The sequence below is a fragment of the Bacteroides sp. D20 genome (genome assembly GCF_003436255.1).
Taxonomy (GTDB): Bacteria; Bacteroidota; Bacteroidia; order Bacteroidales; family Bacteroidaceae; genus Bacteroides; species Bacteroides uniformis.
This window is the reverse complement of the sequence record NZ_QSOO01000023.1, coordinates 1-20,362: the sequence shown is the minus strand read 5'-3', so window position 1 is coordinate 20,362 and position 20,362 is coordinate 1. Positions and strand designations below refer to the sequence as shown.

18 protein-coding genes and 1 pseudogene are annotated in these 20,362 nt (G+C 50.3%); 10 read left to right on the top strand and 9 right to left on the bottom strand.

Features of this window, described 5'->3' with window-relative positions:
- Window positions 1-22: 22 nt before the first annotated feature.
- From DXD78_RS18820 to epsC, 3 genes are all read right to left on the bottom strand, one after another.
- Window positions 23-2,248: a DPP IV N-terminal domain-containing protein gene (locus DXD78_RS18820; protein ID WP_009037569.1), complete on the bottom strand. Its 2,226-nt coding sequence runs from the start codon at window positions 2,246-2,248 to the stop codon at window positions 23-25.
- 20 nt (window positions 2,249-2,268) lie between these two features.
- The gene (locus DXD78_RS18815; RefSeq protein WP_009037570.1) at window positions 2,269-3,768 is read right to left on the bottom strand and encodes a THUMP domain-containing protein; all 1,500 of its coding nucleotides are present in this window, start codon (window positions 3,766-3,768) and stop codon (window positions 2,269-2,271) included.
- Window positions 3,769-3,907: 139 nt separating this feature from the next.
- Window positions 3,908-4,807: a serine O-acetyltransferase EpsC gene (epsC, locus tag DXD78_RS18810; protein WP_005830965.1), complete on the bottom strand. Its 900-nt coding sequence runs from the start codon at window positions 4,805-4,807 to the stop codon at window positions 3,908-3,910.
- Between the two features lie 219 nt (window positions 4,808-5,026).
- Between epsC and cysK the strand changes: the two genes are divergently transcribed.
- Window positions 5,027-5,974: a cysteine synthase A gene (cysK, locus tag DXD78_RS18805; protein ID WP_005830963.1), complete on the top strand. Its 948-nt coding sequence runs from the start codon at window positions 5,027-5,029 to the stop codon at window positions 5,972-5,974.
- A 63-nt stretch (window positions 5,975-6,037) separates the two neighbouring features.
- On the opposite strand, the gene DXD78_RS18800 is transcribed toward cysK, so the two are convergent.
- Together DXD78_RS18800 and rnr are read right to left on the bottom strand one after the other, a co-directional pair.
- Window positions 6,038-6,514 carry a pyridoxamine 5'-phosphate oxidase family protein gene (locus DXD78_RS18800; RefSeq protein ID WP_005830961.1) on the bottom strand — a complete coding sequence of 159 codons (477 nt, stop codon included), beginning with the start codon at window positions 6,512-6,514 and terminating at the stop codon, window positions 6,038-6,040.
- 165 nt (window positions 6,515-6,679) lie between these two features.
- Window positions 6,680-8,824, bottom strand: a complete 2,145-nt coding sequence (gene rnr / locus DXD78_RS18795; RefSeq protein ID WP_005830959.1) for a ribonuclease R — start codon at window positions 8,822-8,824, stop codon at window positions 6,680-6,682.
- A 226-nt stretch (window positions 8,825-9,050) separates the two neighbouring features.
- On the opposite strand from rnr, the gene DXD78_RS18790 reads away from it, so the two are divergent.
- The 3 genes from DXD78_RS18790 (at window position 9,051) to DXD78_RS18780 (ending at window position 12,014) form a co-directional block, all read left to right on the top strand.
- On the top strand, window positions 9,051-9,989 hold the full coding sequence (locus DXD78_RS18790; protein WP_009037571.1) for a cation diffusion facilitator family transporter: 939 nt from the start codon (window positions 9,051-9,053) through the stop codon (window positions 9,987-9,989).
- A gap of 61 nt (window positions 9,990-10,050) precedes the next feature.
- Window positions 10,051-11,058 carry an NAD(P)-dependent oxidoreductase gene (locus tag DXD78_RS18785; protein ID WP_009037572.1) on the top strand — a complete coding sequence of 336 codons (1,008 nt, stop codon included), beginning with the start codon at window positions 10,051-10,053 and terminating at the stop codon, window positions 11,056-11,058.
- Window positions 11,049-12,014, top strand: a complete 966-nt coding sequence (locus DXD78_RS18780) for a phosphatase PAP2 family protein (RefSeq protein ID WP_005830954.1) — start codon at window positions 11,049-11,051, stop codon at window positions 12,012-12,014. Before DXD78_RS18785 ends, DXD78_RS18780 begins: the two co-directional genes overlap by 10 nt.
- Here DXD78_RS18780 and DXD78_RS21450 read toward each other — a convergent pair.
- The 3 genes from DXD78_RS21450 to dusB all read right to left on the bottom strand — a co-directional run bounded on the left by DXD78_RS21450 (window position 12,011) and on the right by dusB (window position 13,475).
- Window positions 12,011-12,136 (bottom strand): hypothetical protein, encoded by a 126-nt coding sequence (locus DXD78_RS21450; RefSeq protein WP_005834280.1) that lies wholly within the window; start codon window positions 12,134-12,136, stop codon window positions 12,011-12,013. The two genes, DXD78_RS18780 and DXD78_RS21450, sit on opposite strands and share 4 nt — an antisense overlap.
- A 10-nt stretch (window positions 12,137-12,146) precedes the next feature.
- Complete coding sequence (locus DXD78_RS18775; protein WP_153880885.1) at window positions 12,147-12,392, bottom strand: hypothetical protein; 246 nt, start codon at window positions 12,390-12,392, stop codon at window positions 12,147-12,149.
- 102 nt (window positions 12,393-12,494) lie between these two features.
- Window positions 12,495-13,475, bottom strand: a complete 981-nt coding sequence (dusB, locus tag DXD78_RS18770; protein WP_005830947.1) for a tRNA dihydrouridine synthase DusB — start codon at window positions 13,473-13,475, stop codon at window positions 12,495-12,497.
- Between the two features lie 69 nt (window positions 13,476-13,544).
- On the opposite strand from dusB, the gene DXD78_RS18765 reads away from it, so the two are divergent.
- The 3 genes from DXD78_RS18765 to dprA are packed head-to-tail and all read left to right on the top strand — an operon-like array spanning window position 13,545 to window position 16,415.
- Window positions 13,545-14,837, top strand: a complete 1,293-nt coding sequence (locus DXD78_RS18765) for a peptidase U32 family protein (RefSeq protein ID WP_005830944.1) — start codon at window positions 13,545-13,547, stop codon at window positions 14,835-14,837.
- Window positions 14,838-14,868: 31 nt separating this feature from the next.
- A complete protein-coding gene (locus DXD78_RS18760) occupies window positions 14,869-15,285 on the top strand; it encodes a thioesterase family protein (RefSeq protein ID WP_005834284.1) in 417 nt (138 codons plus the stop codon).
- An 11-nt stretch (window positions 15,286-15,296) separates the two neighbouring features.
- Window positions 15,297-16,415: a DNA-processing protein DprA gene (dprA, locus tag DXD78_RS18755; protein WP_009037575.1), complete on the top strand. Its 1,119-nt coding sequence runs from the start codon at window positions 15,297-15,299 to the stop codon at window positions 16,413-16,415.
- A 19-nt stretch (window positions 16,416-16,434) separates the two neighbouring features.
- Here dprA and DXD78_RS18750 read toward each other — a convergent pair whose 3' ends face one another.
- Entirely contained in the window at window positions 16,435-17,238 is an 804-nt protein-coding gene (locus DXD78_RS18750; protein ID WP_009037576.1) for a glycerophosphodiester phosphodiesterase family protein, read from the bottom strand.
- Window positions 17,239-17,750: 512 nt separating this feature from the next.
- Between DXD78_RS18750 and DXD78_RS18745 the strand changes: the two are divergent.
- The 3 genes and pseudogenes from DXD78_RS18745 to DXD78_RS18735 all read left to right on the top strand — a co-directional run.
- Window positions 17,751-18,290 (top strand): annotated as a pseudogene (locus tag DXD78_RS18745) (DUF3575 domain-containing protein); the annotation flags it as partial.
- Window positions 18,266-19,270, top strand: coding sequence for a DUF5119 domain-containing protein (locus DXD78_RS18740; protein WP_034529235.1), 1,005 nt, complete (start codon window positions 18,266-18,268; stop codon window positions 19,268-19,270). The pseudogene DXD78_RS18745 and the gene DXD78_RS18740, both read left to right, overlap by 25 nt.
- Before the next feature lie 45 nt (window positions 19,271-19,315).
- Entirely contained in the window at window positions 19,316-20,284 is a 969-nt protein-coding gene (locus tag DXD78_RS18735) for a fimbrillin family protein (protein WP_009037578.1), read from the top strand.
- Window positions 20,285-20,362 lie beyond the last annotated feature (78 nt).

Genomic DNA, 20,362 nt, shown 5'->3' with positions numbered 1-20,362 from the left:
ATAGCAAATTGTACATTGTACATTAAAGATATTCTTCAAAATATCTTGTTATCTTCTCGTGCAGATGCACACGGTCGCGTCCCAGGACGTTGTGCTTGTGCGTGGGATAGATAAACAAATCGGGATAGGTACGGGCATCCACGCACGCCTTCATGAATGAAAGGGTGTGCTGCGGCACGCAGGTGTCGTCGTGGTCGTCGTGTATGATGAGCAGATGTCCTTTCAAGTTACCGGCAAGGTTTTTCAGATTTGTCTGCTTATAGCCTTCCGGGTTCGCTTGCGGAGTGTCCATATAGCGCTCACCGTACATTATCTCGTAGTATCCCCAGTCGATAACCGGTCCGCCGGCAACGCCTACCTTGAAAATTTCGGGATAGCGCAGCATCAGCGCCGTAGTCATGTGTCCTCCGAAGCTCCAGCCGTGCACTCCGATACGCTCTCCGTCCACATAAGGCTGGCTTTTCAGGAATTCTACGCCCTTCACCTGGTCTTTGCCCTCTTCGATGCCCAGCTGGCGGAAGGTGGCGTTTTCAAACTCCAGTCCACGGTTGCTGCTGCCACGGTTGTCGAGGCTGAACATGATGTAGCCTTTGTTTGCCATGTAGATGTCCCAGCCGCGGGCATCGTTCATCCAGCCGTTCGTTATCATCTGGGCGTGCGGGCCGCCGTATACGTAGACGATGGCGGGATACTTCTTTGCCGGGTCGAAGTCGGCAGGCTTTATCAGGCGGTAGTACAAGTCTGTCTTGCCGTCGGCGGCTTTGATGGTGCCTACTTCTATGCTGGGCATTTCAAAGCCTTCGTAGGGGTTCTTGGCTGTCAGCAGTGTGTGTTCCCGTTGTTTTTTCGGGTTGGTGGACATCAGTTTTATGATACGGGGGCAAGTGGGCGAAGAGGCATTGTCGATGAGGTAAGTTCCCATGAAACCGGAGATTTGTGCCGAGTGCATGCCGGTTGGGTCTCCTATCAAGCTGCGTTTGCCATTCTTCAGGTTGACAGCGTAAAGGTTGCTCTGCAAAGGAGAGATTTCCGTACTCTTGATGATGAGCTCTTTCGTGTTCCGGTTAAAACCTACGATGTCTTGTACAAGCCAGGGGCCGGAGGTGAGTTGCTTCAGCAGTTCCCCTTCCGTATTGTATAGGTACAGATGGTTGAAGCCGTCACGCTGGCTTTGATAGATGAACTTGTGGCTGTCCCATGGCAGGAATAGAATGGGAGATTGCGGCTCCACATATTTGGGATGTCTCTCTTCGATGAGCACTTGTTGCAGCTTTCCGCTTTCCGCATCGTACCGGCACAGTTTAGAGTGGTTTTGGTCTCGGTTTAGCTCTATCAGATAGAGGCTTTTACCATCCGGTGCCCAGGTGATGTTGGTGAAGTAGCGGTCTTTTGGGTCGCCCATGTCCAGATAGATGGTCTTTTGAGTAGCCGGATTGTAGATACCTACCTTTACCTGATGGCTGAGCATGCCGGCCATGGGGTAGCGTATTTTATCCACCAGTGCTATTCTTGTCGTGATGTCAACCAATGGATAGGGGGTGACCATGCTTTCGTTCATTCGATAAAAGGCCAGCAGGTCCCCGGCAGGATTCCAGAAAGTGCCTTTTGAAATGCCGAATTCATTGCGGTGCACACTTTGTCCGCAGACGATACCTTCCGGTTCGTTGGTGACTTTCAGGGTTTGCCCGTCACCGGTCATCACATAGAGATTATTGCCGATAGTATAAGCCAAATGGCGGCTTACCTCGTTCCAATCCTCATTTGCGGCTTGGGCGGGGCAAGGCTGGCTCCAGATGACTTTTTTCTTCTTCCAGTCGACGAGGGCACGGTACTTGCCGGTGTTCAGCAGCAGGAGTGGGTCTATTTGGACTTGAATACCCAGATTGACGCCTCGGGGTACGTTGACAGCCTTTGCAGCATGAAAGTGACGCAGTTTTCCAAGTCCTTTTTCTTCCAGCAGCGCGTTGGCTTCTTCCAATGTGATGGCAGTGAATTTCTCTCCGGGCTTGGCACCTAATCCTTTGACAGCCCATGTACCTTCTATATTGTCGATGCCAAGTTCCAGACAAGCGGCATCGCCCCACCACTGGTACGATTTGTTTTCCGGTTTGTGGTAGGTCTCACCTCCGGGAATCAGATCTTCCAGGGTCGGCTTTTTTAGTTCTTGTGCCATAGCGTTTGTTGCAAGCAGAGCAGGTACTGTTATCAGCAGTGCAAGAATGCTCTTACTTATTTTCTTTGCATTCATTCTCCTTGTCATTGTTCGTGTTATTCTTCTTCCTTCTTTCCCGCCTCTCTTCTTTTGCTTTCCGGGTAAGACTCACCCGACCTTGTTCTGCGTTCTCCACCGAATTCACGTCTTTCCCTCGGTCTGAACTCCCGTCTTTCCCCATCCTTGAACTCTCTTCTTTCACGCGGACGGAATTCGCGCTTTTCGCCGTCCTTGAATTCTCTTGGTCTGCGTTCGCCGTTGAACTCGCGTCTTTCGCTACCGAATTCACGTCTCTCTCCACTGAATCGGGGACGGAATTCGCGTCTTTCTCCGGGTTTGAACTCTTTCCGTTCCCCAGAAGCCGGACGAAATTCTTTGCGCTCCTTGCTCAACTCCTCGCCTTCGGCACGAAATTCCTTGTACTTTCCATCGAAGATTTCGTACTGGCGGAATTCGCATTCCAGCGCACCATTGAATAAAGGTATCTTGGAGGTGGCTTTTAGCCCGATTTGGTCGAAGCACTCTTCCCGGTAAGAAAGAATCCATGCGGTGTTGCCCGTAAAGGCATGTTTCAGACGCTCGCCAATCATGGAGTAAAGGCCCAGCAGGTCGTTGGTAGAGATACGCTCACCGTAGGGAGGATTGGTGATGATGATGGATTTCTCCGCAGGTTGCTCGAATTGCTGGAAAGGTTGCAGCTTCAATACCACGTCCTTGCTTACGCCGGCAGCCTTTATATTGTGTGTGGCAATTTCGTTTGCCTTCGGGCTGTTGTCGTAACCGTATATCTTATGCGTAAATTCACGTTCCTGGCTGTCGTCATTGTATATCGTGTCGAACAGCTCCTGGTCAAAATCCACCCACTTCTCGAAAGCGAACTCCTTGCGGAATACGCCCGGAGCGATGTTGCGTGCAATCAGCGCCGCTTCGATGGGAATGGTTCCCGAACCACACATCGGGTCTATCAGGTCGCATTCGCCACGCCAGCCGGTCATCAATATCATGCCGGCGGCCAGCACCTCATTCAGCGGGGCCTCTACTGCTTCCTGGCGATAACCGCGGCGGTGCAGCGATTCGCCGCTGGAGTCGAGAGACAGCGTACATTTGGTTTCGGCAATGTGTATGTTCAGCAGCACGTCCGGTTTGTTGACACGCACGCCGGGACGTTCGCCGGTCTTCTCGCGGAAATAGTCCACGATGGCATCCTTCACCTTGTAGGAAACGAACTTGGAATGACGGAACTCTTCACTGAATACAACCGCGTCCACGGCAAAGGTCTTGTCCGTATCCAGATAGTCTTCCCATCGGATGGCTTTAATCTGTTCGTAAACCTCGTCGGCATCTTTGGCTGTGAAGTGTTTGATGGGTTTCAGTATCCGGATGGCTGTACGCAGGCAGAAGTTTGCCTTGTACATCATTTCCTTATCACCACTGAAAGATACCATGCGGCGGCCTATTTCTATTTCGTTGGCGCCCAGTGCAGTCAGCTCTTGTGCCAGTACCTCTTCCAGTCCTTGGAAGGTTTTGGCAATCATTTCAAAAGATTGTTCGCTCATCTATGCATTTACTTTATGTGAATCGGCAATCTGGGTAGTTGTCACTCGTTTCTCTCATTAGTGGCTGATAACCATTTAACTACTTGAACTGCTGATTTGAGTTATTTACGATTTTAATTGTTTATTGGTTGTTTGTGACTTACTTCTTGGCCTTTGTCTGTACAATCCTTGCTCCTGCGGGAACATCTTCTGTCACCCAGATATTGCCGCCTACGGTGGCTCCTTGTCCGATGGTGATGCGTCCCAATATGGTGGCGTTGGAATAGACTATCACATTGTCTTCCAGAATGGGATGGCGGGGAATACCCTTGATGGGCTTGCCGTCTTCGTCTAGCGGGAAGCTCTTGGCACCGAGGGTCACACCCTGGTACAGCTTCACGTTGTTGCCGATGATGCAGGTCTCGCCGATTACCACACCCGTACCGTGGTCGATGGTAAAATAACCACCTATTTCCGCTCCTGGATGGATATCGATTCCCGTTTCACTGTGCGCCATCTCGGTGATGATGCGGGGAATGAGGGGAACACCCAACTTGAGCAACTCGTGTGCGATGCGGTAGTTGCTGATGGCGCGGATGGCCGGATAGCAGCTGATGACTTCGCCGAACGACTGTGCGGCGGGGTCACCGTTGTAGGCGGCTTCCACATCTGTGGCGAGTGTACGTCTCATTGCCGGCAGGTTGCTGATGAACTTGGCAGCCAATAAGGCGGCTTCTTCCCGTTGGAGCTCGGTACAACAGTTGCATTCGCCGTCGCCTGCAAAGCAGAGGCCGGCAAGGATTTGCTCGGTCAGCAGGTCGAACAAGCGTTCGACATTGACACCGATATGGTAAGTCACCGTACGGCTGTTGACCGTAGAATTTCCGAAATATCCGGGGAAGATGATGGCTCGCGCCAGTTCGATGATGTCGCGCAGCACTTTTGCCGAAGGCAGCGGGTTGCCGTCCGTATGCTGGTGAAACAGTCCTTTGTATGATTCGCTTTCCGATAGCTCATCGACTGCTTGTGTCAAAATGTGGGTAAAGTTGAGTGGACTCATTATGATATCCTTAAGTTTAAAAGTGGCAACAAAGATAGGAAATACTCGTCAAATATCCTACATATCCCTCATTTATAGTACGTATTTACCATATTTGTGGTATTTTCTACGAACCAATTTTGCGCTACTTTTGTCTTGTAAGAAATAACATACCTCGTTCCACTCCGGATTGTTAGTCTTTTCCCTTAGGGGAATGAGGAATTTAAAAACAGTTGGATTATGAAGAAGATAGCAGAACGCCTTACCGACCTGGTAGGCAACACTCCCTTGCTGGAGTTGAATAATTATAACAAGAATAAGGGTCTGAAAGCCCGTGTTATTGCCAAATTGGAATATTTTAACCCTGCCGGCAGTGTGAAGGACCGCGTGGCGCTTGCCATGATAGAAGATGCCGAGGCAAAAGGGCTGTTGAAGCCTGGTGCCACCATCATCGAACCTACCAGTGGGAATACGGGCGTAGGGCTGGCTTTTGTGGCCGCCGCCAAAGGTTACAAGCTGATACTGACGATGCCCGACACGATGAGTTTGGAACGCCGCAACCTCTTGAAAGCCCTTGGTGCGGAACTGGTACTGACTTCGGGTGCCGACGGTATGAAAGGCGCAATAGCCCGTGCCGAAGAACTGAAAGCCGCCAACCCCGGCTCGCTGATTCTACAGCAATTTGACAATCCTGCCAATCCGGCAATGCACGAGCGTACTACCGGACAAGAAATCTGGCGTGATACAGACGGCCGGGTGGATATTTTCGTGGCCGGTGTAGGGACGGGAGGCACAGTGAGTGGTGTGGGTGCAGCCTTGAAAGCCAATAACCCGAAGGTAAAGATTGTGGCTGTGGAGCCCGAAGATTCTCCCGTACTTTCCGGTGGGAAGCCCGGTCCCCATAAAATACAAGGTATCGGTGCCGGATTTGTGCCGAAGAACTATAACAGTGCCGTAATAGACGAAGTTCTGCAGGTATCCAATGATGACGCCATACGTACGGGCCGCGAACTGGCGAAGTATGAGGGATTGTTGGTCGGCATCTCTTCGGGAGCTGCCGTTGCTGCAGCTACCCGCTTGGCACGGTTGCCCGAGAATGAAGGAAAGACGATTGTAGCGCTGCTGCCCGATACGGGAGAACGGTATCTTTCGACGCTGTTGTATGCATTTGAGGAATATCCGTTGTAAAAGTAAATATTTCTGCCGGTTATCCGCTCCATCAATGTGGAGCAGGTGACCGGCAGATGGTATTTATAGTTCGCTTGGTCTTAACCCGAATGACCGGCAGCTTATTTTCTCTACTTTCACTTCCCATATCTTGACATTGCGTACGGCGGGTTCGGCATATTTGCATTCATTTTCCGTATATTGCTTCATCAGCATGTCGAGTACGCGTCGCTTCTCTTCCATGTCTTCCACGAAGTGTACTTTCCCACGACAGATAACACTGCGCGACTTCATGCTGTAGCTGCATGCCACTTGCCGGTGCATATAAACCAGCTCGTGTCCTTCGCAGAAGGTGATGCAAACTTGCGGGTGCTTTGTTACCATCTCCACTTTACTGCCTTCCGGGCCGGAATGCAAGTATATTACCCCGTCTTGATAGGCAAAGTTCATGGGAACCGCATATGGGTTTCCTTCAAGGTCTGTGATGCCCACTATGCAGTATGGGCATTTACGGATAATTTCCTCAATCTGTGTAGGGTCTGTAATAGTAATTGTCTTCATGTGCAAAGCCTCACCCCCGGCCCCTCTCCGAAAGAGAGGGGAGTGGGGAAGTGGGGATATTTAATATTGTAGGGTTATTCTTTATTTCACTTCACTCAAGTTTCGCAAGTTTTCAATTCATTGCTCTCCTCTCCCCTCTCTTTCGGAGAGGGGTCGGGGGTGAGGTTACACCAGTGCAAAGTCCAGCTGCTTCTTTTCCAAGTTAGCGCGTGCCACCTTAATGGTAATGGCATCTCCCAGACTATAAATTTTATTTTTGCGGCGTCCGCGCAGGCAGTAGTTCTTTTCATCGAATTCGTAATAGTCATCGTCGAGGTCGCGGATGGGAATCATGCCTTCGCACTTGTTCTCATTCAGCTCCACGTAGAGTCCCCATTCCGTTACGCCGGAGATGACGCCGTCGAAGGTCTGTCCCAGGCGTTCGGTCATGAATTCTACTTGCTTGTACTTGATGGAGGCGCGTTCCGCGTTGGAGGCTATCTGCTCCATGCTGCTGCTGTGTTCGCAGAGGGCTTCGTATTTCTGTTCGGACACGGTGCGGCCTCCCTGGTCCAAGTACTTGGTGAGCAGACGGTGTACCATCATATCCGGATAGCGGCGGATGGGCGAGGTGAAATGGGTATAGTAATCGAAAGCCAAACCATAGTGCCCCACGTTATGCACGGAGTAGCGTGCCTTCTGCATGGCGCGGATGGAGACGGTTTCAATCAAGTTCTCCTCCTTCTTGCCCTGGATGTCGTCCAGCAGGTGGTTGATGGACTTGGAGATGTCGGTCTTTGTACCGCTGGTACGCAGCTTGTAGCCGAAACGGGCGATGAACTGTGCCAGGTTGTCCAGCTTCTCCGGGTCGGGGAGGTCGTGAATACGGTATGGCAACACTTTGGCTTTCTTGCCTTTGGGCACGCGGCCTATCTTTTCGGCTACGGTGCGGTTGGCAAGCAGCATGAACTCCTCTATCAGCTTGTTGGCATCTTTCGACTCCTTGAAGTAGACGCTGACGGGTTTGCCCTTCTCGTCAATTTCGAACTTCACTTCGTAGCGGTCGAAGTTGATGGCTCCTGCCTTAAAGCGGTTCTCACGCAGTATTTTGGCAAGCTTATCCAGTTGGAGCACCTCTTCCTGGAAGTCTCCTTTGCCGGTTTCTATAATCTCCTGGGCTTCTTCGTAGGTGAAGCGGCGGTCGCTCTTGATGACGGTATGTACCACGCGTGAGTTCTTCACTTCGCCTTTTTCCGTCATTTCAAAGATGACGGAGTAGGCAAGCTTCTCTTCGTCGGGGCGGAGTGAACAGATGAAATTACACAACCGTTCGGGGAGCATTGGGATGGTGCGGTCTACGAGGTAGACGGATGTGGCACGCTTCTCGGCTTCCTTGTCTATGATGCCGCCCTCTTTCACGTAGTGGGTCACGTCGGCAATGTGTACGCCTACTTCCCAAAGTCCCCCTTTCAGTTTGCGGATGGAGAGGGCGTCGTCGAAGTCCTTGGCATCCTTGGGGTCGATGGTGAAGGTGGTCACACCCCGGAAGTCCTCACGTCGGGCTATTTCCTCGGCGGAGATTTCGGCGGGTATCTTGTCGGCAGCTTTCTCTACGGCAGCGGGGTAGACATAGGGCAGGCCGAATTCCGCCAGGATGGCGTGCATCTCGGTGGTATTGTCTCCTGCGCGCCCCAGGATGTCGATTACCTGGCCGATGGGGTTCTTGGCTTTGTCGGGCCATTCCACCACCTTTACGATGGCTTTGTCGCCCGTCTTGCCGCCTTTCAACTTTTCTTTGGGGATGAAGATGTCGTTGGCAAGCGTACGGTTTTCCGTTACAAGGAAAGCGTATGACTTGGCAACTTCCAGGGTACCCACGAAGGTGTCGTTGGCACGTTCCAGTATCTCGATGACTTCTCCTTCGGCTTCGCGTCCGCGACGCTTGGCATAGAAGGCGATACGCACTTTATCATTGTTCATGGCGTGTGCCGAGTTGCGTTCGGCCACGAATATCGGTTCGCCTCCACCTTCCGGTATAAAGGAATTCTTGCCGTTGCTCTTGCGCTGGAAGGTTCCGGTCATTTCCACGCCGTGGTTGTTCAGCTTGTATTTGTGCTTGTCCACTTCTGTGATGTAGTCGTCCATCGACAGTTCGGACAAGATGTCCATGCACAGCATCTTCAGCGGATGTGTGGTGAGGTGGAGTTGTTCAAAGATGTATTTCAGGGATAATACTTCGTCTTGCTTTGTGTGGAAGAATTCCAGCAGTACTTTGACGAGCTCTTTCTTCTTCATGCGTTTGCCGGCTTTCTTTTCTTTCTTTTTGGCCATAATGTTATGATGTATTTTATGTATAAATAGAGATTCTGTGTCAATCTGTGTAATCTGTGGTGATTACCTCTTGCAAAGTAAACAAATAAATACGTTCCTTCGTTCACTCAGACTTCAAAATATTATCATTCTATTGAAAATAATGAAGGAACGACAGATTGTAATGGATTTATGTACTATATTTGCACACAAAGTGAAGATAGGCTGTACCTTAGACGAAAAGCAGATGGAAATGCAAACTCTGAACAAAAAAGCAGATGCCACACGGGAAAAAGACATTTACCGGGTGACGGTTGTGGGAAGTGTGGTAAACTTTCTCTTGCTTGTCTTCAAATTCTTTGCAGGTATTGTAGGTCACAGTGCCGCCATGCTGGCAGATGCGGTACATTCTTTGTCGGATTTCATTACAGATATTATTGTCATTGTTTTTGTGCGCATTTCGGCAAAGCCCGAAGATGAAGGACACGATTACGGTCATGGCAAGTACGAGACGCTGGCAACTGCCATTATCGGTATTTTTCTGTTGTTTGTGGGATTCGGCATTTTCTGGAACGGGGCTTCCTCCATTTACCGCTTCCTGCAAGGCGGCTCTCTGCAGGAACCCGGTATACTGGCACTGGTGGCTGCATTGGTATCCATCGTTTTCAAGGAAGTGCTTTATCAATATACCGTATTCAAGGGCAGGAAGTTGAATTCGCAGGCGGTTGTTGCCAATGCCTGGCATCACCGGAGTGACGCGTTTTCGTCCATAGGCACGGCAGCGGGTATAGGTGGCGCCATTCTTTTGGGTGACCATTGGCGGGTGCTGGACCCGGTGGCAGCGGTTATTGTCAGCTTCTTCATTATGAAGGTGGCTGTGCAGTTGTTGATACCGTGTGTGGACGAACTGTTGGAGAAATCGTTGCCCGTCGAGGTGGAGGATGAGATACTGAAGACGATTCTTTCTTTTCCCGGTATCAGCTCGCCGCATCACCTTCGTACGCGCCGCATCGGCAGTTATTGTGCCATCGAGGTGCATGTGCGTATGGATGGTAGCATCTCGCTGGAGGAAGCTCACGAGACGGCAACGGCGGTGGAGAACAAGTTGAAAAGGCAGTTCGGCAAAGGAACACTGGTCAGCATCCATGTGGAGCCGGTGAAGAAGAGTAACGAGGCGACAGAGTAACACAAGGAGCGTCAAGGTGACGGACCGGATGAAAAGTAATTAGTAATTTGTAACAGAAGAAGTGGAATCGATTTTAATTACAGGAGCAAGCGGATTTATCGGAAGTTTCATCGTGGAGGAGGCGTTGAAGCGCAAGTTCGGTGTGTGGGCGGGTGTACGTTCGTCCAGCAGCCGCGAGTATCTGCGTGACCGCAAGATACATTTCCTCGAACTGGACTTTGCGCACCCCAATGAACTGAGGGCACAACTCTCGGGACATAAAGGGACCTACAATAAGTTTGATTATATTGTCCATTGTGCCGGTGTGACGAAGTGTGTGGACAAGAACGAATTCGATTTGGTGAATTATCTGCAGACCAAATACTTCATCGATACGCTGAGGGAGCTGAACATGATTCCCAAGCAGTTTATCTTCATCAGTACGCTGAGTGTGTTCGGCCCGGTACGCGAGAGGACCTACGACCCGATTATGGAGAGTGACCCCCCTTCACCCAATACCGCCTACGGACTCAGTAAACTGAAAACAGAACTTTATTTGCAGAGTATTCCGGGTTTCCCCTACGTCATCTACCGGCCGACGGGTGTATACGGGCCGCGTGAGAAGGATTATTATCTTATGGCAAAGTCCATCCGGCAGCATACGGACTTTTCTGTAGGCTTCTGCCGCCAGGACTTGACGTTTGTATATGTAAAGGATATCGTGCAGGCCATCTTCCTCGGGATAGAGAAGCAGGTGTCCCGCCGCGCCTATTTCCTGGCTGACGGGAAGGTGTATAGCAGCCGTGCTTTTTCCGATTTGATAAGGAAAGAATTGGGCAATCCGTTTGTTATTCGCCTGAGATGTCCGTTAATTGTATTGAAAGTCGTATCTTTGCTCGCTGAATTTTGGGCGAAGCGGCAGAACAAGACCAGTACGCTCAATTCGGATAAGTATAGAATAATGAAACAACGCAACTGGCAGTGTGACATCACACCGGCCGTCGAGGAACTGGGCTTCAGTCCTGAGTACGACCTGGAACGGGGTGTAAAGGAAACCATTGCCTGGTATAAGGATAAGGGATGGCTTTAGATTTATTTAAAAGGGTAGAAACCCGTAAGGGGCTTTTTGCGGTAGAGAAGATTACGCTGATATACAATTTGCTGACTTCCATTCTCATTCTGTTTCTTTTTCAGGAAATGGATCATCCGGTGCAGATGCTTGCAGACCGTGTTGTCATTGCGGGTATGACGTTCCTGCTGATGTATCTTTACCGGCTGGCACCCTGCAAGTTCTCTGCCTTTGTGCGCATAGCCATCCAGATGTCACTGCTTTCCTATTGGTATCCCGACACCTTTGAGTTCAACCGGATATTCCCCAATCTCGACCACGTGTTCGCGTCGGTGGAGCAGTGGATGTTTGGCGGACAGCCTGCTGTGTGGTTCTGTGAAAGGTTTCCGCAGATGTGGGTGAGCGAGCCGTTCAATATGGGGTACTTCTTCTATTATCCGATGATTCTGCTGGTGGTGGTGTGGTATTTCCTTTATCGTTTCGACCTTTTCGAGAAGGTTTCGTTCGTCATCGTCACCGCTTTCTTCATCTATTACCTTATTTATATCTTCGTCCCCGTTGCCGGGCCGCAGTTCTACTTCCCCGCCATTGGAAGCGACCATGTGGCGCAAGGTATCTTTCCGTCCATCGGTGACTATTTCCATCACCATCAGGAACTTCTTCCCGGTCCGGGCTATGAGCACGGCTTCTTCTACAACCTGGTGGAGAGTTCCCAGCAGGTGGGTGAGCGCCCCACGGCTGCTTTTCCCAGTTCGCACGTCGGAATGTCTACGGTACTGATGATTATGGCATGGCGTGGCAGCAAGCGTCTGTTTGCCTGCTTGTTTCCTTTCTATCTGCTGTTGTGCGGGGCTACGGTCTATATCCAGGCACATTACCTGATAGACTCTATCGTGGGTTTCGTATCGGCTTTCGGCATTTATATCCTGGCCACGTGGATGTTCAAGCGATGGTTTGCGCAGCCGATGTTCCGCTAGTCGGGCACGGTGATTATCTTTCCACTGTCTGTGGGCAATACCAATGTACGCGGATAAACTTCTGCCGGAAGTGAATGCTGGAAGTTTACGATGAGCTGTTTGAGCAGTTTTTTCTTTTTCATAAAGACATATTTATGGGATTCTTTCTTTCTTGGGAAGACGAATATAGGGACTTGTTTCTTTCTGCCAAAGAAACAATGTTTTTTTTCTTGCCTCCTTGTTGGTAAGGTTTTGCCTTCCCATTGGCAAGGCTTTGCCACCGCGTTGGCAAAACTTTGCCATAGGCATGGCAAAAGTTTGCCAAGGGCAAGGCAAGTGGTTGGCAAAATTTCTTGCTGACAGACAGTGAGTTATGCGGATGGCAACAAAGCGTGTCATCTGCGTCTGAATAGCCCCCCTCTCAGAAGCTATTCAAGAAGGAGCGTGAGGATGATTGCTCAAGTATCGGACTCGATGGTAAAAATCGTATGCGGTTTTCTCCTATGGCAGCAACGGTTCTATCTCTTCGAAGATGCGGTACAGTTCCTCCTTCGTCTCTGCCCGCAGCATGGCTATCCGGGTGTCGCGGAAATTGGGAATCCCTTTGAAGAGCGGGCTTGCTGCCAGGTGGCGGCGCACGTGCAGTATGCCCCGTCGTTCATCCAGCAGGTTGACGCTGTCTTCCACTTCCTGGCGGAGTACGTTCAGCCGCCATTCGGAACTCGGCGGAGGGAGTTCTTCGCCCGTCTCCAAATAATGCTTCACTTCCTTAAAGAACCACGGGCGGCCGAAGCTGGCACGGCCTATCATGATGGCGTCCACACCGTAGAGGTCGAAGCATTCTTTGGCCCGTTGGGGAGTGGTGATATCACCGTTGCCGATGATGGGAATGTGCATGCGTGGGTTCTTTTTCACCTCGCCGATAAGTGTCCAGTCCGCCTCGCCGGTATACATCTGGGCGCGGGTACGGCCGTGGATGGTGAGGGCGGCAATGCCGCAGTCCTGCAACTGCTCGGCAAGGTCTACGATGATTTTACTGTTGGCATCCCAGCCCAGGCGGGTCTTCACGGTGACGGGAATCTTCACGGCATCTACCACGGCACGAGTGATTTCCAGCATCAGCGGAATGTTCTGTAGCATACCGGCACCGGCACCCTTGCCGGCAACGCGCTTCACGGGGCAGCCGAAGTTGATGTCCAGCGTGTCCGGATGTGCCTGCTCCACAATGCGGGCGGCTTCTACCATGGTGGCGGTGTCCCGTCCGTATATCTGTATGGCTACGGGCCGCTCTTCATCGCTGATGTTCAGTTTCTGCTGGGTCTTGCCTACGGAGCGTATCAAGGCATCGGCAGAAACGAACTCGGTATATACCATGTCTGCTCCGAAGTGCTTGCACATCAGGCGGAAAGCAGGGTCGGTGACGTCCTCCATCGGGGCGAGGAATACGGGGCGTGGGCCCAGGTCTATATCTTTAATCTTCATAATCTAAGCGGATTTGTCCGCAAAAGTACAGAAAAAAGCCTACCTTTGCATACTCTAATTCAAAAAGAAATGATGAAACACTCAATCAGTGACTTCGAAATCATGGCACCGGTAGGCTCGCGCGAATCTCTCGCAGCAGCCATACAAGCAGGTGCCGACTCCATCTATTTCGGTATCGAGAACCTGAACATGCGTGCCCGTTCGGCAAATACCTTCACTATCGACGATTTGCGGGAAATAGCCCGGACGTGCGACGAACATGGCATGAAGAGCTACCTCACCGTCAATACCATTATATACGACCATGACATTCCGCTGATGCGTACCATTGTAGATGCGGCAAAGGCGGCAGGCATCTCGGCAGTCATTGCCGCTGATGTGGCAGTGATGAGCTATGCCCGGCAGATAGGGCAGGAGGTACACCTCAGCACACAGCTCAACATCAGCAACGTGGAAGCCCTGCGCTTCTATGCGCAGTTTGCCGATGTGGTGGTGCTGGCGCGTGAGCTGAATCTGGAGCAAGTGGCAGAAATCTACCGCCATATCCGTGAGGAGAATATCTGTGGACCCAGCGGAGAGCAGATACGTATAGAGATGTTCTGCCACGGTGCCCTTTGCATGGCAGTCAGCGGAAAGTGTTATCTCTCATTGCATGAGATGAACCACTCCGCCAACCGCGGTGCCTGCATGCAGGTATGCCGCCGTAGTTATACGGTGCGCGACAAGGAGACGGATGTGGAATTGGAGGTGGACAACCAATACATCATGTCCCCCAAAGACTTAAAAACTATCCACTTCATGAACAAGATGCTGGATGCAGGTGTTCGTGTTTTCAAAATAGAAGGACGTGCCCGCGGACCCGAGTACGTGCGCACGGTAGTGGAGTGTTACAAAGAAGCCATCCGTTCCTATCTGGACGATACATTCACCGATGAGAAGATTGCTCGGTGGGACGAACGCTTGAAGACGGTCTTCAATCGTGGTTTCTGGGACGGCTACTACCTGGGACAACGCTTGGGCGAATGGACCAAGAACTACGGCTCTGCCGCTACGGAACGTAAAATCTATGTGGGTAAGGGTATCCGCTACTTCTCAAACATCGGTGTGGCGGAGTTCCTGGTAGAAGCAGCCGAAGTGAGCGTAGGCGACAAGTTGCTGATTACGGGTCCCACAACGGGTGCCGAATTCGTCACTTTGGACGAGGCACGCGTCGATTTGAAACCCGTGCAGACTGTAAAGAAAGGCCAGCATTTCTCGATGAAATCGGTGAAAATACGTCCCAGTGACAAACTCTACAAGCTGGTCAGCGTAGAGGAACTGAAGAAGTTCAAAGGCTTGGATGTGGAGAAACAACGTGGCTAAGTATCAAATAGTAAATAGTCCAATAGTAAATATGAATTATATCTATGAACTTCCCATGAAGGTGCGCGACTATGAATGCGACCTGCAAGGCATCGTCAATAATGCCAATTATCAGCATTATCTGGAGCATACGCGCCATGAGTTTCTGTTGAGTGCCGGCGTCAGCTTTGCCGGACTGCACGAGCAGGGGGTAGACCCGGTAGTGGCACGTATCAATATGGCTTTCAAGACTCCCCTGAGGAGTGGTGACGAGTTTGTCTCCAAACTCTACATGAAGAAGGAGGGTATCAAGTACGTCTTTTACCAAGATATCTTCCGTGCTTCCGACGGCAAAGTCTGTCTCAAAGGCATAGTTGAAACCGTATGTGTGGTGAACGGACGGTTAAGCGATAGCGAACTGTTCGACCGTCTCTTTGCCCCTTATCTCAATCCGTGTGAATCTGTGTAATCTGTGGTGGAATGAACAGTGACGAATGGATTTGCAGCATAGCTCTCACACTTTGCCCCGGTATAGGACATATCGGGGCAAAGCGTTTAATAGAGGGTATGGGCAGTGCTGCCGAAGTATTCAGTCGGCGGAAGGAGCTCCCCGAAATCATGCCCGGTGTGAATCCGGGGGTAGTGACGGCTCTTGATTGTCCCGCTGCCTTTCTGCGTGCCGAGCAGGAGATGGAGTTTGTAGAGAAGAATCGTCTTTCCTGCCTGACGTTGAAGGATGAGGCTTACCCTTCCCGCTTGCGCGAATGTGAGGATGCGCCGATTGTACTTTTCTTTAAAGGAAACACCGATTTCAACCGCCTGCATGTCATCGATATGGTAGGTACACGCCGTGCCACCGATTACGGCAAGCAATTCTGTGCCGACTTCCTGCGCGATTTGGCCGTTCTTTGTCCCGATGTGCTGGTAGTAAGCGGACTGGCTTACGGGATAGATATCCATGCCCATCGGGCCGCTTTGGCAAATCATCTCCCTACCGTTGCTGTCCTTGCTCACGGACTGGACCGCATCTATCCGTATGTCCACCGGAAAACAGCCATCGACATGCTGGCACAAGGCGGACTGCTGACCGAATTCCTTACCGGGACGAATCCGGACAAGCATAATTTCGTCAGCCGCAACCGTATTGTGGCGGGTATGAGTGATGCTACCATTGTGGTGGAGTCTGCCGCAAAGGGAGGTTCCCTTATCACTGCAGAGTTGGCGGAGGGATACCATCGTGACTGCTTTGCCGTTCCGGGGCGTGTTACGGACGAATCTTCCATCGGTTGTAACCGGTTGATACGCGACAACAAGGCCGCCCTTATCCAGAGTGCGGAAGAGTTTGTGCAGATTATGGGCTGGGCCGTAGCGGAGCAGCCTGCCCGGACAGAAGGTATTCAGCGTAATCTCTTTCCGGAACTGACAGAAGAGGAGGAGCTTGTTATGCGCATCCTTATGCGGCAGGGAGACCTCCATATCAATGCGATGGTGGTGGAAGCGGACATACCCGTCAACCGGATGAGTGCCTTGCTTTTTGAATTGGAGATGAAGGGAGTGGTCAAGGCAATGGTGGGTGGTGTCTATCACTTGCTGACTTGAGCGCGGCAGGTCTCTTGCCTTATATGGACGGTTTCCCGTATTTCATGATGAACTTTTCCGGGTGGTCCGTCGCTATGATGTCTACCCCCAGGTCGACTGCCTTCTGGTTCTCTTCCGTCTTGTCGTCCAGCCCCAGGACGAGTGCCAGTACCTGCAGGTTGTGCTCACGGCATTTCTTTACGAATTGTGGGGTAAGGGAGTCAATCCAGACGACAGCGATGTCGGGATGCAGTTCCTTTACGACATGCTCTATGTCCTTTTCACTTTTGATGTAGGCTTGCAGGGTTCTTACCTCGGGTGCCATCTTTCTGAAGCATTTGGCATGATACTCCTTGCTGAAGGTGAAGTTGCAGTTTTCCAGCATGCCTTCGTCCTTTATCAGATCCAGTAATTGGTGCAGACCGCCGTTGCGGTAGTCGATGGTGATTCTTAAACCGTGCTCTTTGGCCTTGCGTAGCAGGTCGGTAAGACGTAGTACCCGTTGTCCGGCAAATCGGGGCGCAAACCAAGAGCCGGCATCCAGTGTGTCGATGTCGGCGGACAGCCATTGGGAGATGGCGCCGGTACCGTTGGTGGTACGGTCGAGGGTGGAATCGTGCAGTACGTAGAAGACACTGTCCTTACTGATGCAGACATCGCATTCTATATTGCCTACACCGTATTTGATGCACGAATCTACGGATGCCATTGTGTTTTCGGGAGCGATGGTGGCGGCACCACGGTGTGCGCTGGTTAGGGGTATCTTGGTGGTGGCGGCAGGCCGTTGGGAACATCCTGCGGTAAGTAGGATTATGGAAAGCAATGCGAGTACCGGTTTTTTCATAATGGGCTCAAGTGGTGATGTTTTCTTCTTTAACAGTTATAAAAGCCATCGAAGATAGCTATTTTTTGTCATTCGGAGAAACGTATGGGCATAAAAAAAGGAGTACCGCTGTACTCCAACCTTTGTTAACCTTAAATCTAATACTATGAAAAAAATCACATTACAAATGTAAGGTTCCCGTTGTTATCTTCCAAATTTCAGAATGTTCCTGCTACTTCTTTTGTATTTCTTTCACTGAATTTTACTGTTTTCGCACACGGATTGACTTTTTGAGAGAGAAGAATCTATTCACAGCGTCCCGGATAAGGCAGAAGTTGCAAATCTGTTTCAATCGTTTCACAGAACCTTTCAGCCTTTGAAAAGAGTGATGGAAAGTGATTTTTATTCGGTAATTATCTTCTACTTTTGTTTGTATACAACGCGAAATTATGGGAAAACGCATTTTTATATATGTCTTTTGGCTACTCCTTTTTTGCATGATGTCGGGGCAGGTAATAGGGCAGAATAAGTCGGTAGAATCCCATAGCCATACTTGTAAAACGGTGCTGGCGTTAAAAAATAATTTGCTTTACGACCTGGCCTTGGCTCCGAACATAGAAGTGGAGCTGCCATTGGGAAAGAGGTGGTCTTTGAATGTTGAGTACAAATGCCCTTGGTGGTCTGACAGCGGATGTAATTTCTGCTATCAGCTCCTTTCGGGAGGGACAGAGGCGCGTTACTGGTTGGGAAACCGCCATACGCGCGGAAGATTGTCCGGACACTTCCTGGGAGCATATGCCGAAGGAGGTACCTATGATTTTCAGTTGAAAAAGGAGAAGGGATACCGGGGGAAGTATTACGCAGCTGCAGGAATAACTTATGGATACGTGCGTCCACTGGCTCGGCATCTGGCGATTGAATTCAGTGTGGGCATTGGATACTTGGATACGGAGTACAGGAAATATACTTCTTATGGAAATGACTTGGTTTGGGTCAGCAGTGGAAAGTATCACTTTATCGGGCCGACAAAAGCAAAAATTTCTTTGGTATGGCTTCTAACGTCGGGGAGATGAGTGGTATGAAAGATGCACGGCATATGATTCTCTGGCTGTTCTTCGGGCTGTTGCCAATGCTGGGAAGCTGTGACTTCCGCGATATGCTGGATGATTATCCCGTTAGCGGAGTACAGATTAAACTGGATTGGAAAGGGGTGACGGATAAGCTGCCGCAGACCATGCGGATTATCTTCTATCCGAAAGATACTCAGGGGAGAAAGGTTGAAAGTTATCTGCCTGCCGGAGGGGGTGAGGTGAAGGTACCGCCGGGGAAGTATGCGGTGGTGGCCTATAACTTCAATACGGAGAGTATACAGATACGGGGCGACGAGAGTTATGAGACGATTGAGGCTTTTACGGGACACTGTACGGGGCTGGATGTACACGAAGATATGGTTTGGTCGCCCGACCCTTTGTATGTGGTGGCTTTGGACGAGGTGGAAATAAGGCAGAGTGATGTGGCGCTTCCGTTGGACTGGAAGCCGGAAGCGGTAGTGGACCATTATTCCTTTGATATAAAGGTGGAAGGATGGGATAGAATATCGAGCATCATCTGCCATGTGGACGGCTTGAACGGAAGTTACTTTATAGGCAACCGTGCTTGCCATTTGAGCGAGGTACCTATATGTGTGGATACAAAGCGTGAAAACGGGCTTTTATGGGGGCATTTCTCCAGTTTTGTATTACTGAAAGATACCAAGACCCGTGCGGATAGTCCTATGTTGCTGACACTGAAGATTGTGAAACGAGATAAAACGGTTCAAGAGGTGAAGGTGGATATCACGGAAGTGATTGAAACAGCTCCTCCCTCGGGAGGAGGCGAAGAAGAACCTGATGTGGGCGTTCCTGGGTCGGAAATCCATATCGAGGTTCCCGTACCGGAGGACAAGGTTGTGGTGGATGATTTGGAACCGGGAACTGATGAAGGAGATGGAGGGATTGGTGGCGATGTGGACGATTGGGATGATGAGACGGATGTGGAGCTACCGGTGAATTGATAGCAAACAGACAAATAAATATATTAACTTTAATAACAGACAATTATGAAGAAGGTTTTATTTTTGGCTTTGGCTGCAGCAGCAGTAATGAGTTGCTCGGAAAGTGAGGAGATAGAGAATGCCGGACAAAAGGCGGAGATTAAATTGGGAACAGTAGTGGGTAACACTACGAGAGCCACAGTGACTGATTTGCCGGAATTGCAGAAGGTAGGGTTCACTGTGTATGCTTATAATACGGGAGCAACAACAATGGCCTCTGTTGCGACTTTTGATGCGATGAAGGAATTCATGGCAGCTGTTAAGGTAACTTATAGTGCTCCCGACTGGAGTTTGACTGGGGGAACATATTATTGGCCAATGACGGATAACTTGCAGTTCTTTGCTTACGGGAATCCGGGTACCGGGGCCTTGACGTACAATCAACCGGCTGCTAGTGCTATATATCCTTCCATTACTTATACGGTAGCGGATGTAGCTGCCCAAACGGACTTGGTAGCCGCGAAAGCGACGGATGCAACCAAGGCATCAAATGCCAGTGGGGTATCTTTGAAATTCGGCCATATACTGACCCAAATAAATTTCACTGTCAAGGCAGCCGACGCTTTGACTTATAAACTGAAAACACTTACAATATCCGGTGTGCACAATAAAGGAACTTATGGTTTTGATGATTCAATATGGAAGTCACAGGAAGGAACAGCCACTTATGCACATACGATTGACGATGGTGCATTGGAAGTGAATACAACGGGTGTGGAAGTGAATACAGCCTGGATGTTGATGCCCCAGACGTTGGATACGAATGCCAAAATCAATGTTGTCTATGACATCTATGAGAAAGACGTTCTTCTTGATACTGTAACTTCCGCCATTGACTTGAATGATACACAAGCCTGGGGTGAAGGCAAAAAGATACGTTATACGCTGACGCTGGCCAATAAGGCGGCAAAAGTAACCTTTGTACCTGAAGTTGGTCCATGGAGTACGGCTGATGATACGAACGTGGAAAAATAAAACGGCACTGTCCGCAATAAAAAACGGCACTATAAAATATTTTGTGTAAATGTAAAATACGGGATTCAGTATGGGTTC

Bases quoted from the DNA above. Each gene is read 5' to 3' on its own strand.
- DXD78_RS18760 (WP_005834284.1), top strand. From the start codon at position 14,869: ATGAATTATATCTATGAACTTCCCATGAAGGTGCGCGACTATGAATGC.
- rnr (WP_005830959.1), bottom strand. From the start codon at position 8,824: ATGGCCAAAAAGAAAGAAAAGAAAGCCGGCAAACGCATGAAGAAGAAA.
- DXD78_RS18750 (WP_009037576.1), bottom strand. From the start codon at position 17,238: ATGAAAAAACCGGTACTCGCATTGCTTTCCATAATCCTACTTACCGCA.
- DXD78_RS18820 (WP_009037569.1), bottom strand. From the start codon at position 2,248: ATGAATGCAAAGAAAATAAGTAAGAGCATTCTTGCACTGCTGATAACA.
- DXD78_RS18735 (WP_009037578.1), top strand. From the start codon at position 19,316: ATGAAGAAGGTTTTATTTTTGGCTTTGGCTGCAGCAGCAGTAATGAGT.
- DXD78_RS21450 (WP_005834280.1), bottom strand. From the start codon at position 12,136: ATGAAAAAGAAAAAACTGCTCAAACAGCTCATCGTAAACTTCCAGCAT.
- DXD78_RS18740 (WP_034529235.1), top strand. From the start codon at position 18,266: ATGGCTTCTAACGTCGGGGAGATGAGTGGTATGAAAGATGCACGGCAT.
- DXD78_RS18765 (WP_005830944.1), top strand. From the start codon at position 13,545: ATGATGAAACACTCAATCAGTGACTTCGAAATCATGGCACCGGTAGGC.
- DXD78_RS18780 (WP_005830954.1), top strand. From the start codon at position 11,049: ATGGCTTTAGATTTATTTAAAAGGGTAGAAACCCGTAAGGGGCTTTTT.
- epsC (WP_005830965.1), bottom strand. From the start codon at position 4,807: ATGAGTCCACTCAACTTTACCCACATTTTGACACAAGCAGTCGATGAG.
- DXD78_RS18775 (WP_153880885.1), bottom strand. From the start codon at position 12,392: ATGACACGCTTTGTTGCCATCCGCATAACTCACTGTCTGTCAGCAAGA.
- DXD78_RS18815 (WP_009037570.1), bottom strand. From the start codon at position 3,768: ATGAGCGAACAATCTTTTGAAATGATTGCCAAAACCTTCCAAGGACTG.
- dusB (WP_005830947.1), bottom strand. From the start codon at position 13,475: ATGAAGATTAAAGATATAGACCTGGGCCCACGCCCCGTATTCCTCGCC.
- DXD78_RS18790 (WP_009037571.1), top strand. From the start codon at position 9,051: ATGGAAATGCAAACTCTGAACAAAAAAGCAGATGCCACACGGGAAAAA.
- cysK (WP_005830963.1), top strand. From the start codon at position 5,027: ATGAAGAAGATAGCAGAACGCCTTACCGACCTGGTAGGCAACACTCCC.
- DXD78_RS18800 (WP_005830961.1), bottom strand. From the start codon at position 6,514: ATGAAGACAATTACTATTACAGACCCTACACAGATTGAGGAAATTATC.
- dprA (WP_009037575.1), top strand. From the start codon at position 15,297: ATGAACAGTGACGAATGGATTTGCAGCATAGCTCTCACACTTTGCCCC.